This is a genomic window from Conexibacter sp. CPCC 206217, from assembly GCF_030646165.1.
Lineage (GTDB): Bacteria > Actinomycetota > Thermoleophilia > Solirubrobacterales > Solirubrobacteraceae > Conexibacter.
Genome location: NZ_JAUTDO010000018.1, coordinates 1 through 15965, shown reverse-complemented (window position 1 = coordinate 15965; position 15965 = coordinate 1). Strand labels below are relative to the sequence as shown.

Here is a 15965-nt window from a genome sequence, read left to right as displayed (position 1 = left end):
GGGAGCGGCCGGCTGGCCGGCAGTCAGCTCGGCCGCGGGCCCGCTCTGGCGCGCCAGTGCTCGGGCAGGTCCGGGTGCTCGGCGAAGGCGAGCTGGTCGTCGGCACCGGCGGCGGCGACGCCGTCCCAGACCTTCGTGAGGGCGTCGTCGAACGACGGCGCGTCGACCGTCACCTCGAGGATGCCGTTGTCGTCGGGGCGCCCGACGCGGCCCTCGCCGAGCGCGCTCTGCAGGTCGCCCAGCGCCTGCTCCAGCGGGATCCCGCCCTCGAGCGTGTACATCGCGACTCTGAACTGCGGCACCGCGCCACCTTCCGTCTCAGGTTCGGCCATGACGAGGAGCGAAAGTTTACTACCGCTCTACGGCAGCAGACCGTCGGTCCTCCCCTCGGACCGGCGTGCGTGGGAGGATCGGCGGGTGCTCGAACTGGACACCCCGCACGGACCGGCCCGCGCCCACCTCCACCTCGCGGACGAGCCGCGTGCGGCGCTCGTGCTCGGCCATGGCGCGGGCGGCGGCGTCACCGCGCCCGACCTCGTCGCGGCGACCGCGGCCGCGCAGGCGAGCGGCGTCAGCGTCGCGCTGATCGAGCAGCCCTACCGCGTCGCCGGCCGCCGCTCCGCCGCCCCGGCCGGACAGCTCGACGCGGCATGGATCGCGGTCGTGGAGCAGCTGTTCGCGCCGGCCGGCGGGGCCGCTCGCGGCCCGAGCGCGGCCGGCTCGCCCGCCGCCCGCAGCGCCGCCGGCCCCCTCCACCCCCTCCCCCTGATCGCCGGCGGCCGCTCCTCCGGCGCCCGCGTCGCCTGCCGCACCGCCGCCGCGACGAACGCGATCGGCGTGCTCTGCCTCGCGTTTCCGCTCCAGCCGCCGCAACGCGCGAGCGCCGCCGCGCCGCCGCCGGACCGGCTGCACGAACTGGACGCCGTGACCGTGCCGACGCTCGTCGTGCAGGGGATCAGAGATCGCTTCGGGATGCCGCCGGCCGCACCGAACCGGACCGTCGTCGAGGTCGCCGGCGACCACGCGCTGCGCACGAACGTCGCCTCGATCGGCGCCACCGTCAGGAGGTGGCTCGACGCGCTGCCGTGATCGGCAGTCGGATCCTCCAGCGACGCTCGTGCGGATGATCCTCGTGCCGGCCGTGATGAAGCTGCTGGGCGAGCGGGCCTGCTGGACGCCGCGACGGCTGCGGCGCCTCTCACCCGCCGCCGCTGACTGACGCCGGCGGCTGGCTGAGGTCGATCTCGACCTCGGTCAGCACGCCCGTGCCGCCGCCGTCGACGTTTCCGCTGCGATCGTCTCCGTCGGCCCTCTCCAGCTCCGCGATCCGAACGCGCGGGCTGTAGGGGCGGGTGGGGTCGACCGCGACCACGACGCCGCGACGACCGTCGGGGAGGTCGATCTCGTGGCCGGCCGGGTAGGGCATCACGACCTCCTTGAACGTCTCCACGATCTTCGGGTCGAAGGCCGTCCCGGAACCCTCCAGCACCACGTCGACGCCGACGTGCGACGGTTGCGCGGGCTTGTAGGGACGCTCGGAGCGGACCGCGTCGTAGACGTCGGCGACCGCGGCGATGCGGGCCAGCTCGGAGATGCTGGCGCCGTCGAGGCCGCGCGGGTAGCCGCCGCCGTCCCAGCGCTCGTGGTGGTAGCGCACGACCGAGATCGCCAGCATCGACGTCGTCGTGTGGTTGAGCATGCCGGCGCCCAGCTCGGGATGCTGGCGCACGAGATCCCATTCGTCGGCGTCGAGCTTGCCCGGTCTGTCGAGCACCTCGCGTGGGATCGCGAGCTTGCCGATGTCGTGCACCAGCAGTCCGAAGCCGAGCTGCGTCATCCGCTGCGTGATGTTGTCGTGGCGGCGCTCGCCACGGTGGTCTATCCAGCCGTTTCTCTTCCAGTGCCGGGCGGCGAGCAGGAGGCCGAGGGTGGTGACGCGGACGGAGTGCTCGTGCGTGTAGGCGTCGGCGCTGCGCATCTCCGACAGCGCGATCACGGCCTCCGGCAGCCCGGAGACCTCCTGCGCGATCGCCGCGGCGACGTCGCGCAGCCGCATCACGTCGATCGACGCCAGCTGCTGTCCGCCGGCGAGCGCGTCGCGCGCCTGCGCGAGCGTCGAGGTGACCTCGCGCTCGGCCTCGTCGCGCGTCTCCTCGCTGAGCGCCTCCAGCGGCTCTATGCCCTCGCCCAGCTCGTCGTCGACCCAGACCGCGGCCACGTCGAGCTCGCACAGCCGCAGGCACATCTTGGGCGTCAGACGCGTTCCCGCGTGGACGAGCGGCGCTGTGCCCGCTATCCCGGGTCGCACATCACGTGCGACGACGGTGCCGGGGACGAGCCGTTGAGAAGAGATCAGGCGCATATGGGCCGCACGTTCTGCACCGCTGACCCGGTCATCGGTCCCGGCTTCCAGGTATTGAGCTCGCTATGGAACTTGGCACCGCGAGCGTGCGGCGCGGAGCACGCCAGACTCCTCTCATGCGCCTTCACAGATCCGCCTCGAACCACCTCGCCGAGGCCGCCGTCCTCGGCGTGACCGCCGGCCTGCGCTCGATGACGCCGCTCGCCGCGCTCGCGCTGCGCGGCCGCGTCCCCGGACCGCCCGCGCTGAAATGGGTCCTGCTCGCCGCCGCGGCCGGCGAGCTGGTCGGCGACAAGCTGCCGATGACGCCCGCCCGCACGTCGCCGCCGGCGCTCGGCGGGCGGCTCGCGAGCGGCGCGATCGCCGGCGCGCTCGTCGCCGGGCCGGCCGGTGCGGCGGTCGGTGCGCTCGCCGCCGGGCTCGGCGCCTACGCGGGCCAGTACGGCCGCGCGGCGCTGAGCGGCAAGACCGGCTGGCCGGACCCCGTGATCGCGATCGGCGAGGACAAGCTCGCGCTCGGGCTCGCGTACGTGGGGACGCGCGGGCTGGACTGAGGATCGGCCGCGCGCGGCGGCCTACACGACGTACAGGAACTCGTACTGCGCCGAGTGACCGCCCTGCGGGTGGTCGGCGAGGCAGTAGCGGCAGGTGCCTTCTCTGCCGCCTGGCACGTCGATGACCTTCGGGGCGCGGCCTTCGACGATCTGCGTCTCCAGGCTCTTGCCCTTCAGCGGACCGTCGGACAGCCGCGCGGTGATCATCGGACCGGAATCGGTGGGCATGCGCGGGACACTACTCCCCTCAGACCTGCCCGCCGTGAAGCGGTCGTGCACGTCGCAGCCGCACGGCGCCGCGCCAGCGCGACCAGAGGTGGTCGGCGCCGGCCCAGCCGGCGAAGCAGAGCCCGCCGACCGTGCCCGTCACCGTCGCCAACAGGCCGGCCGCCGCCGCGGCCGCGACGCCGTCGCTGCCGAGGATCAGGACCGCCGCAGCCGCGCCGACGCTGGGACCGAGCGGCAGCTGCCCGAGCGTGACGACCGCGATCAGGACCGCGATCGCGTCGAAGAACGAGGCGTCGACGCCGACCGCGTGCAACAGCAGCCAGTTGCGGAAGATCTGCGCGAAGACGGCGACCAGCACGAGCGCGACGAGCCGGCTCGCGCCGCCGAGGCTGCGCACGACGATCAGCCCGCGCCACAGTTCGCGGCCCTTGCGCACCGCGAGGTGCCGCAGTCCCGCGCTGACCCCGCCCATCACCGCGATCGCGATCAGCGGCAGCCACCACGGCAGTCCGAGCGGGCCGATCAGCGTGAACGACGTCAGCGCGACCAGCGCGGCCTCGACGGCGAGGATCGGGAACTCGGCCGCGATCAGCGTCGGCACCTGCGGGCTGACCTCCGGCGAGGAGCGGCGCAGCGCCGCGATCCGCGCCGCCACGCCGAGCTGGCCGTTGATGACGCTGCCGAGCACCTGCATGCTCGATGCGCGGTAGAGGATGCGGCGCTCGACGGTGCCGCCGGCCGCCTCGATCGTGCGGTGCCACGCCTCGGTGCGCGACAGCAGCGCGACGACCTGCAGCAGCGCCGCGACGAACAGGATCCAGATCGAGGCGCTCGTGAGGGCGGTCGCGAACTCGTCGCGGCGCTGGGCGAGCACGAACGCCAGCGCCGCGGCTGTCGCGAGCGAGCCGATGATCGTGATCGGCACACGGTGGCGGCGACCGCAGTCCGCGATTGAGGCGGGGTTCACCGAACCCTCTTTCAGATCGTCGTGGGCGGTCATCCGCGACCGCTCGCTTCCGTCGAGAGTACTCCTCGCGCTGACCCGGGCCTAGTGGCTCTGGCCGAAACACAGTAGAGTCGCGGTAGATCTGGAATTTCTCCAGACTAAAGCTGTGCCCAGCGCCCGCAGTCGTTGCCTTCAGGACCTCGGCGTCACGCAGTGCACAAAACGCAGGAGGAACATGATGGCTACAGGAACCGTGAAGTGGTTCAACGACGACAAGGGCTTTGGCTTCATCACGCCCGACGACCAGGGCAAGGACCTGTTCGTGCACCACAGCGCGATCGGCGGCGAAGGCTTCAAGTCGCTCGCCGAGGGCGCGAAGGTCTCGTACGACGCGGAGAACGGCCCCAAGGGCCCGAACGCCGCGAACGTGCAAGTGATCTGAGATGGCCTCCAGATCGTCGGAGCCCACGCCACGGCAGGTGACCGCGGCCGCCAAGCTCGCCTCGTACAGAGCTGAGCAGGTGCGGCTGAAGGAGGCCGCCGCCGAGCGGCGCGCAGCAGCTGCTGCGCGCGCGCAGGACGGCACGCCGAAGGGTCAGGGCGGCTCCGGCGATCAGAAGGACCAGGGATGATCGACGAACCCGCGATCCAGAAGATCGTCGCCCGCCTCGCGCGTACCAACGCCACGGGCGGGAAGACGATCGAGCGGGCCGCGCTGCTCGCCGAGGGTTCGAACTTCGGCGAGATCGAGGCTTGGATCCTCGCGCGCGGCGGCGAGCCGGAGATTCCGGGCGCCAGAGCCGGCGCGACCGGCGGACTCCACGGGGTCCGCATCGACGCCAGCAGAAGACGCGCCTCCAGTGGCGCGCCGGTCCGGTATCTGCTGCCCGCGGGTGCGTTGAGCTGAACTGAGCTGACGAGCGGGGCGACCCGCTCGTCAGTCGTCATACCGCGGCGCGCGCTCGGCGCCGTGCTGCTCCCGGCTCGCCGACAGGCGCTACTGACGCGGCGGCGACAGCTCCTGCACCGCCCAGCCATTGCCGTCGGGGTCGCTGAAGAAGACGAAGCGCCCCCACGGGAACTCCTGCACCTCGCCGACCTCGACGCCGTTGCCCAGCAGCTGCTCGCGCGCCGCGTCGACGTTCTCGACGACGACCTGCAGGCCCTGCAGCGTGCCCGGCTGCATCGGCGAGATCCCCTTGCCGAACGCGATCGAGCAGCCGGAGCCCGGCGGCGTGATCTGGACGAAGCGGATCTCGTCGCTGACGGTGTGGTCGTGGTCGGCGACGAAGCCGAGCTGCTCGACGTAGAAGCGCTTGGCGCGGTCCACGTCGGTGACGGGGACGCCCACCAGTTCGAGTCTCCAGTCCATCGCTCCAGCTCCTTCACTCGGGGTCAGGAACCAGCTTCCCAATCCTTGAGGTCAACTTTTGACCTCAATCACACTCCGGGCGGCGTCCACGGCGCCGGGCGCCCGAGGTGGTAGCCCTGCACGTAGTCGGCGCCGAGCTGTCTGAGCAGTTGCAGCGTCTCCTCGTCCTCGACGCCCTCGGCGATCGTCTTGAGGCCGAACTCGCGCGCGATCCCGATGATGCTCAGCACGACGCGGCGGTCGTCGCGCGAGCGCGGCAGCTCGCGCACGAAGCTGAGGTCGATCTTGATGTAGCTGATCGGCAGCGAGCGCAGGTAGGTGAACGAGCCGAAGCCGACGCCGAAGTCGTCGAGCGCGAGCTTGCAGCCCAGCTCGGTTATCTCGTCGGCGAACGCGCGCGCCGCCTCCAGGTGCGCGGCCGCCGCGGTCTCGGTGATCTCGAAGACGAGCCGGCGCGCGGCCTCCGGCGCGCGCGACAGCAGGCCGACGATCTCGCGGCGCGCGGCCGCGTCGCCCATCGTCACCGCGGAGAGGTTGACGTGCGGCGGCACGATCCCGGCGCCCGTGCGGCTCAGCGCCTGCTCCACCATCCACACGTCGATCGACTGGATCAGGCCGAAGCGCTCGGCCGCCGGCAGGAAGCGCGCGGGCGCCAGCACCTCGCCGTCCTCGCCGCGCGTGCGCATCCGCACCAGCAGCTCGTCGGAGCAGTGCTCACCGGTGCTCAGCTCGATCACCGGCTGCGCGTAGACGAGCATCCGCCGCTCCGCGAGCGTCGCGGCGATCCGCTGCTTCCAGGCGGCGCGCTCGCGCCGCTCGCTCTCCAGCTCCTTGCGCTCGGTCACGTCCGTCGCGATCGTGCACATCTCCGCCGGGAAGCCGTCCGCGTCGGGCAGCATGAACGTGACGGAGACGTAGGTGCGCGGCTCGCCGTCGCGCTTGAGCACGGTCTCGCCGTAGACGGGGCCCTCGCCGCTGGCCGCGCGGCGGTCCGCGACGCGCTGCGCCTCCGCGATCTCCGGCGGGAAGACGTCGTGGCACTCCCTGCCGACCAGCTCGGCGGTCGGGATCCCGGTCACGTGCGTGAACTCGCTGTTGCTCATCAGGTAGTGGCCGTCGAGGTCCTTCACCGTGATCAGCGACGGCGTGTTGTCGATCACCGCGCGCATCCGCCGCTCGCTCGCGCCGAGCGCCTGCTCGACCCTCGCGCGGTCGGTGACGTCGTGGCAGACACCGACCAGCGCCCGCGCCGTGCCGTCCTCGTCGACCAGCACCCGCCCCTGCGACAGCAGCATCCGCTCCTCGCCGTCGCCGCGCACTATCCGCTCCTCGAACACGAACGGTTCGAGCGTTTCGACGGAGCGTGAGATATTGGCCCATACACGCTCGCGATCGTCGGGGTGCAGCCGCTCGACGAACGCCTCGACGGTGCCGCCGAACTCGCCCGGCCGCAGCCCGTAGATCCGATGCAGCTCGTCGGACCAGCGCACCCGCCCGCGCGCGATCTCCCACTCCCAGACGCCGTAGCCGACGATCCGCTCGGCCTCCGCGCCCAGCTCGACGCGGTTGCGCAGGGAATCGTCGTCGTCGGCGCGCCGCGCGTAGCTCCAGACCGCTCCAGCTCCCTCTGCGTCCGTCATCCGAACAGTCACCCTCGATCTCCGCCGGCCCCGGCGATTCTGGAAGTCCAGCCTATACCGATTCGGCGGTGGTGCTCGGATCCCTGGAGCAGTCAGCCGCCCGACGCGAGCGCAGCCCGGTCACACGACACGTTGCGACTTGCGCCGATAGAGCGCGGCGTCGGCGCGCGCGATCACCGACTCGAGCGTGTCGTCCGCGCGCAACTGGGCGCGCCCGATGCTGATCGTCGCGCCCGGCCGGCGGCGATCGAGCGCTCGCCGGATCTCCGACAGGCGCAGCGCGGCGATCGCGGGGGTCACGCCGGCTATCGCGCAGACGAACTCGTCGCCGCCCCAGCGGACCGTCACGTCGTAGGCGCGCAGCGTCTCGGTGATCGCCGCGGCCACGTCGCGCAGCAACTCGTCGCCGGCCGCGTGCCCGTGGCGGTCGTTGATCGCCTTCAGCGAGTCGACGTCGAGCATCGCCACGACCAGCGAGGCACCCGAGCGGCGCGAACGGCGGATCTCGTGCGACAGCGCCAGCTCGCCCGTGCCGCGGCGGAAGATGCCGGTCAGCTCGTCGAGGCCGGCCTGGCGACGCTCCTCGTCGGCGGCGTGGCGGTCGTGCGCGGCGGCGACGCGATCGGCCGCCGCCTGCTCGCGCTCCAGCGCCGCCTTGTGCCGTGCCGCGGAGCTCGAGCGACGCAGCTCCTCCAGGCGCGCGACGACGAACTCCAGATCGCCGGCCTCGGCGGCGCGACGGGCCCGCTCGGCGGCCTTCGCCTCGCCTCGCTCGGCGGCGTCGTCACGCGCCTGCGCCACGCGGTCGCGGGCGGCGGCAGTGAGGTCGCGCGAGCGCGCCATCTCGTCGCGCAGCGACGCCGTGCGCAGCCGCTGCGAAGTCGTCCGACCACGCGTGAGGGCCGTCGTCTCGCGTTCGGCGCTGCTCGCCTCGCGCTCGCGCGTCGAGGTCTCGTGCGCCTCCTCGGCGACCGCGTCGTCACCGGGGTGCGCGCGCTCCCAGTCCGCCGCCGCCTGGTCGCGGTCGGCGGCGTGCTGGTCGCGATCCGCCGCCTGCTGGTCGCGATCCGCCGCCTGCTGGTCGCGATCGGCGAGCTCCTGCTCGGCGTCGGCGAGCTGCTGGTCCGCCGTCGACTCCGTTTCAACCAGTGCGTCGCGAGCCTGGTCGAAGCCGGCGCCCGTCTGGTCGCTGTCGATTCCTTCGGACATCCGATTCCCTCGATTCGCAACACGAGCGAGCCTGGAAGTCGCACGCCACTGCGAATGCCGTTCACCCCGTCGCAGATGCCCTCCGGAACTTAGGGTATAGGGATCCTGAGGTTTGCGCAAGAAACCTCACCTGTCCGGAGAGCGGCGTCCGGGCGCGAGGACGCAGGCGAGCAGGTCGTCGCCCATCGTCTGGCTCTTCGTGGTGACCGTGAAACGGCCGTGGCAGCGCTTCTGCAGCGCGCTCATCGATGCACCGACAGCTGCCAGAGCCGTGCGTCGTGCGTGGCGCGTGCGATCCCGGCGTGCGCCGTGCTCAGCGCGAGCCGAGGCGGCCGAGCCAGTCGCGCAGCAGCGCGGTCTCGCTCGCGCTGAGCGGCGTCGGCGCGTCGTCCAGCGCCGCGGCCAGCGCGATCGCAGCGCTCGCGACCGTCGGTTCGTCGCGCGGCCGTGCAGCGGCAGCGTCGCCCGGATCGGTCGTGACCGCGTCGAGCACGGCGTCGCGCACGCGCTGGGAGAGGCCGAGGTCGGCGCTCCCGCGCGGTCTCGTGATCAGCGTCAGGATCACGCCGCTGCTGGCGGCGAGGATCTCCGCGGCGGCGTCGGCGGGCGACACCGTCAGCCGCCCGCGGCGCGCGGCCGGCTCCAGCGTCTGCAGGATCATCGCCTCGACCTCGGAGACGACGCCGCACGGCTCCCCGGGGCGGACGCTGCCGTAGATCTGCGCGTAGAACGCCGGGTGCTCGAGGCCGAACTGCACGTGGCTGTCCCAGCCCTCGCGGATGTCGGCGATCGGGTCGCCGTCGCCGCCCACGGCGAACGCGCGGCGGGCGCTGAGGAACTGGCGGAAGCCGTGGCTGACGACCGCGTCCAGCAGCCCCTGCTTGCTGTCGAAGTGGTGGTACAGCGTCGGCGCCTGCACGCCGGCCAGCTCGCAGATCGCCCGTGTCGAGACCTCGCCGCCGCCCGACTCGTCCAGCAGATGCGCGCCGGCGAGCAGCAGGCGATCGCGTGCCGAGGTCGTGCTGCGGAGCTCTGCGGACATCGGGCTAGCGTAGCGCGTATAGCGTCGGTATAGCTTCCTCTCAACCACTCGCCCGGCCTCAGGCTGGATCGCTATAGCAATTTCTATATCGCTGCTATGGTCGCCGACTCGAACCCGAACTTCGAGGAGCACCAGCATGAGCAGCACGATCGAGACGACCGGCGGCGACACCGAGCTGGCCGGCAGGCGGGCGCTCGTCACCGGCGCCACGCGCGGCATCGGCGCAGCCGTCGCGGCGCGCCTCGCGACCGCCGGAGCGACCGTCGTGACCGCGGCTCGCAGCGCAAGCGGCGAACGCGCCCACGACGACCTCTTCGTCGCCGCCGACGTCGCGACGCGCGACGGCGTCGCGGCGGTGATCGAGACCGTCGAGCAGCGGCTCGGCGGCGTCGACCTGCTCGTCCACGTCGTCGGCGGCGGCCCCAGCGTCGAGGCCGGCGCGGTCGGGTTCGACGACGACGCGTGGCAGGCCGGCCTCGACCTCAACCTGCTCGCCGCGGTGCGACTGGACCGCGCGTTCCTGCCCGGCATGGTCGAGCGCGGCGACGGCGCGATCGTCCACATCACCTCCGTGCAGAACCGCCTGCCGCTGCCGTCGATGCCGCCCTACGCCGCCGCCAAGGCGGCGCTGCGCAACTACAGCAAGGGGCTCGCGAGCCAGGTCGGGCCGCAGGGCATCCGCGTCAACACGGTCTCCCCCGGCTTCATCGAGACCGACGGCGCCGCCGGGATGATCGCCGAGGTGGCAGAGTCGCTCGGGAGCGACCTCGACCGCGCCCGTGCCGAGATCGTCAAGAGCATCGGCGGGATCCCGCTCGGCCGCCCCGGCCGGCCCGAGGAGGTCGCCGAGCTGGTCACGTTCCTGCTGTCGGACCGCGCGTCGTGGATCGCCGGCGCGGAGTACGTGATCGACGGGGGCAGCAGCCGCTTCATCTAGGTCGAGGCGCGTCCGCGGGGCGGCGCAAGCGTTCGGCCGCCGGCGGTCCGCGGCGGGCGCGAGCGTCCGCTCCGCGCGGGTCCGGTGGCGGCCGGACGGCCGTGATGCTTCACTTCCCAGATGGCCCTGCAACCGCTCCGGCCGACCCCGGCCGACAACCGGCCCGTCTACGCCGTGGCGGGCGGCAACCACGTGACGATGCTGCTCGACCGCTCCGAGAGCGGTGGCACGCTCGACGTGATCGAGGTGCTCGCCCAGCCGGGCGGCGGCCCACCGCCGCACAGGCACGAGTTCGGCGAGTTCTTCGAGGTGTTGGAGGGCGAGCTCACGCTGTCGGAGGAACGCGCCGGGGTCATCGTCTGCACGCGCGTGCTGGGCGTCGGCGACACGGTCTGGATCGCGCCCGGCACGTTCCACGGGACGCTCAACCTGTCCGACGCGATCACGCGCTTCACCGTCGTCGGGCAGCCCGGACTGATGAGCGGCTACTTCGCCGAAGCCGGGGTGCCGGTGCCCGACCCGCTGACGCAGCCGGAGCGCCGCCCGGCCGGCCCCGACAGGCTGGGCGCGATCGCCGCCAGGTGGGGGATCGAGTTCTGGAGAGGTCCCGTCGACGTGACGCCGCCGCCGCTGTAGGCGGGCACTGCGGCGTCACGCGACGCCGCACCGCCCGCCGCCCGACCTCACGGCGGCGAGACGCGCGGGGCGATCGCCGCCAGCTCGTCGCCGGAGACCTCTTCCAGCGACTGGCCGAGCGGCTCGATCTGGAAGACGAGCGTGACGAGGAAGGCGAGCACGCAGGCGCCGGCGACGACGAACAGCAGCGCGCTCGTGCCGATGTCGTCGATCAGCAGCGGAAAGAGGAAGACGCCGAGCGCCGCGCCGAGCTTCGCGCAGGCGGCCGCGAAGCCGTGGCCGGCGGCGCGCACCTCGGACGGGAAGACCTCGGCCGGGAGCGCGAACGTCGTCGCGTTCGGCCCCAGGTTCATGAACGTGTTGAAGAGCGCGAAGCCGATCAGCACGAGCGCGATGTGCTGGTCGCCGCCGCCGTCGAGGCCCTCCGCGAAGCCGAGGATGCAGAGCGCGACCGCCATCACGGCGAAGCCGATCAGCTGCAGCCGCACGCGCCCGAGCCGGTCGACGAGCAGGATCGCGCAGGCGAAGCCGATCACGAGGAAGACGTCGAGCGCGGCGGTCCCCTTCGTCGAGGCGATGTCGTCGGACAGGAAGGTCGCGTCGGGGCCGGCGAGCGCCATCGCCGCCAGCAGCGTCGGCGTGAAGATCCCGACGCCGTAGGTGGCGATGTCCATCAGGAACCACGGCACCGCGGTGAAGATCGTGCGACGGCGGTAGCGGCGCGAGAACAGCTGCGGCTGCAGGAACGCTCTGAGCCCCTCCGGCGGCGGTTCGGCGCGGTCGCGGTCGGCGGAGGTGACGCTGACGGGATGGCCGCAGAGCGTCTCGGCGACCTCGCAGGCCTCTTCCTCGCGGCCGTTCTGCGCCAGCCAGCGCGGGCTCTCCGGCACCTCGCGCCGCAGCCAGATGATCAGCAGCGCCGGCACGACGCCGAAGCCGAGCATCAGCCGCCACGAGCCGACGTCGGGCAGCGCGACCAGCACGAGCACGCCGACGATCGCGCCGAGCAGGATGCCGCCGGCCTGGAGGCTGAAGGCGCCGACGAGCCAGCGGCCGCGCGTCTTCGACGGCAGGATCTCGGCGAGGTAGCTGGCGGCGATCGGATAGTCGAGCCCGATCGCGATTCCGAGCACGAAGCGAAACGCGATCAGCGACCAGACGTCCCACGCGAAGATGCACAGCAGCGAGAAGACGACGAACAGCCAGAGGTCGAACTTGAAGATGCGGCGGCGGCCGATCTTGTCGCCGAGCGGGCCCAGCAGGCCGGCGCCGAAGACCGCGCCGACGATCGCCGCCGCCGACACGAGCCCCTTCTCCGCCGAGCTGATGCCGAAGTCGTCGGCGATCAGCGGGTTGGCGACGCCGATGATGAAGAAGTCGAACCCGTCGAGCAGGATCCCGAGTCCGGCGAGCAGCCAGAAGCGGACGTGCAGGCGGGACATCGGCGCATCGTCGAGCGAGCTGCCGAGCGGAGGAGGGGCGGCGGTGGCGGACACGATCGATCACAGTGATCGGCAGCGCCACCGCAGTCGTCAAGCACCTGTGAACGAATTGAAACAACTCCGACGCGCGGCTCCCGTGCAGCGGCGCGCGGGGTGCGTCAGCGGCGCCGTGACGGGTCAGTCGCGGCCGTCCTGCGCGTCCTTCAGTGCGTCCTCGCGGTCCTTGCGCAGCTGCTCGCGCGCGTCGATGCGCTGGTCGAGGCGCTCCTCGCGCGCCTCCTGCTCGGCCGCGCTGGTGGGGCCGAACTGCGCGGTCACGACGACGATCGCGATCGCGACGAGCGCGAGCGCCACCAGCAGCGAGCCGATCACCTGACGCGCCATCAGGTCGCCCCCAGGAACTCGCCGGCGGAGGTCGCCCACGTGAGCGCGAGCAGCGCGAAGACGCCGAAGCCGAGCGGCGGCAGCGCGCGGCTGGAGCCGCGCGTCGCGCGCACGACGAGCACTTTCACGACCAGCACGACGATCAGTGCGCTGCCGGCGACGACGTGCAGGGTCGCGTCGTCCTCGAAGCCGAACAGCGTCACGCACATCAGCGCCACGATCACCAGCACGACCGCGAGCGCGTCGCCGACGGCGCGATGTGAGAACGACGCCGCCCGTCCGCTGAGGAAGCCCGGCCGCAGCTTGCCGTAGCCGACCGCGATCAGCAGCAACTGGTAGCAGCCGAGCGCGAGCGCGACGGAGGCCAGCACGACCTTCACCTCGGTCGGGTTGCCGCGCGTGACGCTCTGGAAAAAGTCCTCCATCACTGCGCAACGCTACCCCGGGTTGGCGCTCTGCCATGCACGATGCGCGCGTTCCAGTCCTGAAACACCCGTCGCGCTTGGCGTTCTGGTCGCTCGTCGGACCCGGGCCGCGTCCTGGCGCCGTGCCGTTGCACGCGATACGGTCCTGGCCTTGCTTGAAGGACTTCGTGCATTCGTTCGCCGGTCGGGGGACTCGCGCGCGCACTGTCGCGGCGCGGGGCTGGGCGCTGCCGCGGCGCTGCTGATCGGCCCCGCGCTCGCCCTGCCCGCGGCCGCCGACGCGGCCGGCAGCTACACCGTCTGGAGCTGCCGCGGACCGGACGGGCAGCCCGTCTCGGCGCGCGCGTGGCAGAGCGGCGGCAGCTCGATCGCGACGATGAGCGACACGTGCGCCAGAGGGGGCGACCTCGCGGTCGTCGCGGCCGGCAGAAGAGGCAGTTACCTCGACGACGCCGGCGCGCGCTTCCAGTCGTTCGGCGGCAGCGCGATCGTCGGCTACAGACTCTGGCGCTGGACGGTGACCGGCGGCTCCGGCACGGCCGGCGCGGGCTTCTACAGCGACGTGCTGGAGGACGACTTCGGCTTCGCGAGCGTAGGCGTCGACAGCTGCCGCGCCCCCGGCTGCGCAGGGCGCGGCGACGCCAGAGATCCGCTCGGCGCCGCGAGCCTGGTGCAGAGATCCGGCACGAGACTGCACAGCGTCAGCATCGCCGCCGGCTGCAGCGCGCCGATCGACCCGCCCGGCACGTGCATCGACGGCGGCGGCGTCAACGCCGCCTTCCATCTCCAGCGCGCCGCGATCGAGATCGCCGACGCGGTCGCGCCCGCGCTGGTCGGCGAGCCGAGCGGCCCGCTGCTCGACGGCGGCGACGCCGTCGGCGGGCCGCAGACGATCGCGCTGAGCGCCGACGACGACGGCGCCGGCGTGGCCTCCCTCAGCGCGACGGTCGACGGTGCGCCGGCCGGCTCGACGACGACCGGCGGCGAATGCCGCGAGCCGTACTCGCGCCCCGGCCCGTGTCCCTCCTCGGCGACGCTCGCGTTGACGTTGGACACGAACAGATTTCCTGACGGTGAGCACACGTTGCAGCTGACGCTGCGCGACGGCGCCGGCAACGCGACCGTCCTGCCGTCGAGAACGATCGTGCTCGACAACGCGCCGTTGGTCGTGGACCCGCCCGGCGCTGGCGACGACGACAGACCGCCCGTGGTGGTGCCGCCCGTGCCGCCGGTCGTGCTGCCGCCCGCCCCGCCGGTCGTCGTCGTGCAGCCACCCGCGCCGCCGGCGGTCAGAGGCGACTACGTGCTGACGGTCAACCGCAGAAGCGTCGCGGCGGGCTCCAGAGCCGTGCTCAGCGGACGCGTGCGCGAGCGCGGCGGCGCGGCCGAGGGGGACGCGTCGCTCGTCGTCGAGCGGCGGCTGTACGGGCCGTTCGGCGGTGACTGGACCGAACTGCGGACGCGTCGCGCCGACGCAGCGGGCCGCTTCCAGTTCCCGGTCCCCGCCCGCGCACAGCAGCTGCGCGTGCGGCTGCTGCCGACGCGCGCCGCCAACACGACGTTCGTGTCGCCGAGCGTCGACGTGCTGACGAAGCTGTCGCTGCGCGTCGCGCCGCGCCCGCGCGCGCTGCGCAACGGGCAGACGCTGACGCTGTCCGGCGCGATCGTGAACGCGGGCGAGTCCGCGCGCGGCAAGGAGGCGCTCGTGCAGGCGATCGTCGGCGACCACTGGCAGACGCTCGACCGCATACGCGCCGAGCGCAACGGCAGCTTCCGCTGGCGCTACCGCTTCCAGCGCACCCGCAGCGAGGCGCTCTACAGCTTCCGCGTCGTGATCGCCACCGACGACGAGCGTTGGCCGTGGCCGGCGATGACGTCGAGACTGCTGCGGGTCCGCGTGCGCCCATGAGCGCCGCGGACACGACGCAGCGCGCGGTCGCCGAGCGGGCGCTCGCGCGCGACTACGAGCGGCTGCGCGGCGAGATCCTGCGGCCGCTCGCGGCGAAGCTCGCGGCGCAGCGGCTGCGGCTGGACCCGCTCGACCTCGACGCCGTCTACAACCAGGCCTGGCACGCGCTCTACGACCGGCTCGCGGCCGGCGAGCAGATCGACAACCGCGCGGCCTTCCTGACGACCGTCGCCTACCGCCGCGCGATCGAGGAGATCCGCCGCCAGCGGCCCGACCAGCACGCGGACGAGGCGACGCCGGAGACGCTGCCGGCGACGATCGACATCGCCGGCCAGCTCGACGACACCGCGACGTTGGCGCACGTGCTGGAGGGGATGAAGGACCGCCTCGACCCGCGCGAGCAACGCGCGGCGGCGCTCTGCCTGATCCACGGCTACACCCGTCCGGAGGCGGCCGACCTGCTCGGCGAGCCGCCGCGGCGGATGGAGAAGGTGATGGACGCCGTCACGCGCAAGCTCGCGCAGATCGTCGGCGAGGTCAGAGACGACTGGTGCCGCAGCCGCAGATCGCTCGTCACCGCCTACGCGCTCGGGCTGCTGGAGGAGGGCGGCGAGCGCCACCGGATCGCGCAGGAGCACCTCGACGACTGCTCCGCCTGCCGCCGCTTCGTCAACGTCAGCCGCGGCCTCGCCGGCGTGCTGCCGCCGATCGAGCTGCCGCTGCTGCTGGGCGCGGGAGCGATCGGCGTCGCGGGGGTCGCGGGCGGTGCGGCGGGGGTCGCCGGCGGCGCGGCTGCAGGCGCGGGCACAGGCGGCGGCGGTGCGGGCGCGGGCACAGGCGGCGGCGGTGCGGGCGCGGGCACAGGCGGCGGCGGTGCGG

General features: G+C 72.9%; 20 protein-coding genes. 9 read left to right on the top strand and 11 right to left on the bottom strand.

The genetic code is table 11. The features are described 5' to 3' along the window. Positions 1–23: 23 nt before the first annotated feature. The gene (locus Q7L65_RS27310; RefSeq protein WP_304726625.1) at positions 24–332 is read right to left on the bottom strand and encodes a hypothetical protein; all 309 of its coding nucleotides are present in this window, start codon (positions 330–332) and stop codon (positions 24–26) included. On the opposite strand from Q7L65_RS27310, the gene Q7L65_RS27305 reads away from it, so the two are divergent. Next, positions 331–1089 (top strand): alpha/beta family hydrolase, encoded by a 759-nt coding sequence (locus Q7L65_RS27305; RefSeq protein ID WP_304726624.1) that lies wholly within the window; start codon positions 331–333, stop codon positions 1087–1089. The genes Q7L65_RS27310 and Q7L65_RS27305 overlap by 2 nt on opposite strands. Positions 1090–1198: 109 nt before the next feature. Here Q7L65_RS27305 and Q7L65_RS27300 read toward each other — a convergent pair whose 3' ends face one another. Next, entirely contained in the window at positions 1199–2362 is a 1164-nt protein-coding gene (locus Q7L65_RS27300; protein ID WP_304726623.1) for an HD-GYP domain-containing protein, read from the bottom strand. Between the two features lie 116 nt (positions 2363–2478). On the opposite strand from Q7L65_RS27300, the gene Q7L65_RS27295 reads away from it, so the two are divergent. After that, positions 2479–2916 (top strand): hypothetical protein, encoded by a 438-nt coding sequence (locus tag Q7L65_RS27295; protein ID WP_304726622.1) that lies wholly within the window; start codon positions 2479–2481, stop codon positions 2914–2916. A 21-nt stretch (positions 2917–2937) separates the two neighbouring features. Here the strand turns inward: Q7L65_RS27295 and Q7L65_RS27290 are convergent, their stop codons facing one another. Together Q7L65_RS27290 and Q7L65_RS27285 are read right to left on the bottom strand one after the other, a co-directional pair. Continuing rightward, complete coding sequence (locus Q7L65_RS27290) at positions 2938–3144, bottom strand: hypothetical protein (RefSeq protein ID WP_304726621.1); 207 nt, start codon at positions 3142–3144, stop codon at positions 2938–2940. A 19-nt stretch (positions 3145–3163) separates the two neighbouring features. After that, complete coding sequence (locus Q7L65_RS27285) at positions 3164–4111, bottom strand: hypothetical protein (protein ID WP_304726620.1); 948 nt, start codon at positions 4109–4111, stop codon at positions 3164–3166. A 217-nt stretch (positions 4112–4328) separates the two neighbouring features. On the opposite strand from Q7L65_RS27285, the gene Q7L65_RS27280 reads away from it, so the two are divergent. Genes Q7L65_RS27280 through Q7L65_RS27270 form a run of 3 tightly spaced genes read left to right on the top strand, consistent with a single transcriptional unit; the run spans position 4329 to position 4997 of the window. Continuing rightward, positions 4329–4532, top strand: a complete 204-nt coding sequence (locus Q7L65_RS27280; protein WP_304726619.1) for a cold-shock protein — start codon at positions 4329–4331, stop codon at positions 4530–4532. A 1-nt stretch (position 4533) separates the two neighbouring features. Beyond that, positions 4534–4722, top strand: coding sequence for a hypothetical protein (locus Q7L65_RS27275; protein WP_304726618.1), 189 nt, complete (start codon positions 4534–4536; stop codon positions 4720–4722). Beyond that, on the top strand, positions 4719–4997 hold the full coding sequence (locus tag Q7L65_RS27270; RefSeq protein ID WP_304726617.1) for a hypothetical protein: 279 nt from the start codon (positions 4719–4721) through the stop codon (positions 4995–4997). The genes Q7L65_RS27275 and Q7L65_RS27270 overlap by 4 nt, the downstream gene beginning before the upstream one ends. Before the next feature lie 90 nt (positions 4998–5087). Here Q7L65_RS27270 and Q7L65_RS27265 read toward each other — a convergent pair whose 3' ends face one another. The 4 genes from Q7L65_RS27265 to Q7L65_RS27250 form a co-directional block, all read right to left on the bottom strand. Further along, a complete protein-coding gene (locus Q7L65_RS27265; protein WP_304726615.1) occupies positions 5088–5462 on the bottom strand; it encodes a glyoxalase superfamily protein in 375 nt (124 codons plus the stop codon). Between the two features lie 68 nt (positions 5463–5530). Beyond that, positions 5531–7102 carry a GGDEF domain-containing phosphodiesterase gene (locus Q7L65_RS27260; RefSeq protein ID WP_304726613.1) on the bottom strand — a complete coding sequence of 524 codons (1572 nt, stop codon included), beginning with the start codon at positions 7100–7102 and terminating at the stop codon, positions 5531–5533. Positions 7103–7222: 120 nt separating this feature from the next. Next, positions 7223–8311 carry a diguanylate cyclase gene (locus Q7L65_RS27255; protein WP_304726611.1) on the bottom strand — a complete coding sequence of 363 codons (1089 nt, stop codon included), beginning with the start codon at positions 8309–8311 and terminating at the stop codon, positions 7223–7225. A gap of 313 nt (positions 8312–8624) precedes the next feature. After that, positions 8625–9353, bottom strand: a complete 729-nt coding sequence (locus Q7L65_RS27250) for a TetR/AcrR family transcriptional regulator (protein ID WP_304726609.1) — start codon at positions 9351–9353, stop codon at positions 8625–8627. A 136-nt stretch (positions 9354–9489) separates the two neighbouring features. Between Q7L65_RS27250 and Q7L65_RS27245 the strand changes: the two genes are divergently transcribed. Together Q7L65_RS27245 and Q7L65_RS27240 are read left to right on the top strand one after the other, a co-directional pair. Next, on the top strand, positions 9490–10290 hold the full coding sequence (locus Q7L65_RS27245; RefSeq protein ID WP_304726607.1) for an SDR family oxidoreductase: 801 nt from the start codon (positions 9490–9492) through the stop codon (positions 10288–10290). A 120-nt stretch (positions 10291–10410) separates the two neighbouring features. After that, positions 10411–10926: a cupin domain-containing protein gene (locus Q7L65_RS27240; RefSeq protein ID WP_304726605.1), complete on the top strand. Its 516-nt coding sequence runs from the start codon at positions 10411–10413 to the stop codon at positions 10924–10926. A 47-nt stretch (positions 10927–10973) separates the two neighbouring features. On the opposite strand, the gene Q7L65_RS27235 is transcribed toward Q7L65_RS27240, so the two are convergent. From Q7L65_RS27235 to Q7L65_RS27225, 3 genes are all read right to left on the bottom strand, one after another. Continuing rightward, on the bottom strand, positions 10974–12368 hold the full coding sequence (locus tag Q7L65_RS27235; RefSeq protein WP_304726603.1) for an MFS transporter: 1395 nt from the start codon (positions 12366–12368) through the stop codon (positions 10974–10976). 177 nt (positions 12369–12545) lie between these two features. Next, positions 12546–12752 carry a hypothetical protein gene (locus Q7L65_RS27230; RefSeq protein ID WP_304726602.1) on the bottom strand — a complete coding sequence of 69 codons (207 nt, stop codon included), beginning with the start codon at positions 12750–12752 and terminating at the stop codon, positions 12546–12548. Further along, the gene (locus Q7L65_RS27225; protein ID WP_304726599.1) at positions 12752–13177 is read right to left on the bottom strand and encodes a DUF6529 family protein; all 426 of its coding nucleotides are present in this window, start codon (positions 13175–13177) and stop codon (positions 12752–12754) included. Before Q7L65_RS27225 ends, Q7L65_RS27230 begins: the two co-directional genes overlap by 1 nt. A 151-nt stretch (positions 13178–13328) precedes the next feature. On the opposite strand from Q7L65_RS27225, the gene Q7L65_RS27220 reads away from it, so the two are divergent. Beyond that, complete coding sequence (locus Q7L65_RS27220; RefSeq protein ID WP_304726597.1) at positions 13329–15086, top strand: hypothetical protein; 1758 nt, start codon at positions 13329–13331, stop codon at positions 15084–15086. Beyond that, a partial coding sequence (locus Q7L65_RS27215) for a sigma-70 family RNA polymerase sigma factor (protein ID WP_304726596.1) occupies positions 15083–15965 on the top strand: 883 nt, incomplete at its 3' end. The genes Q7L65_RS27220 and Q7L65_RS27215, both read left to right, overlap by 4 nt.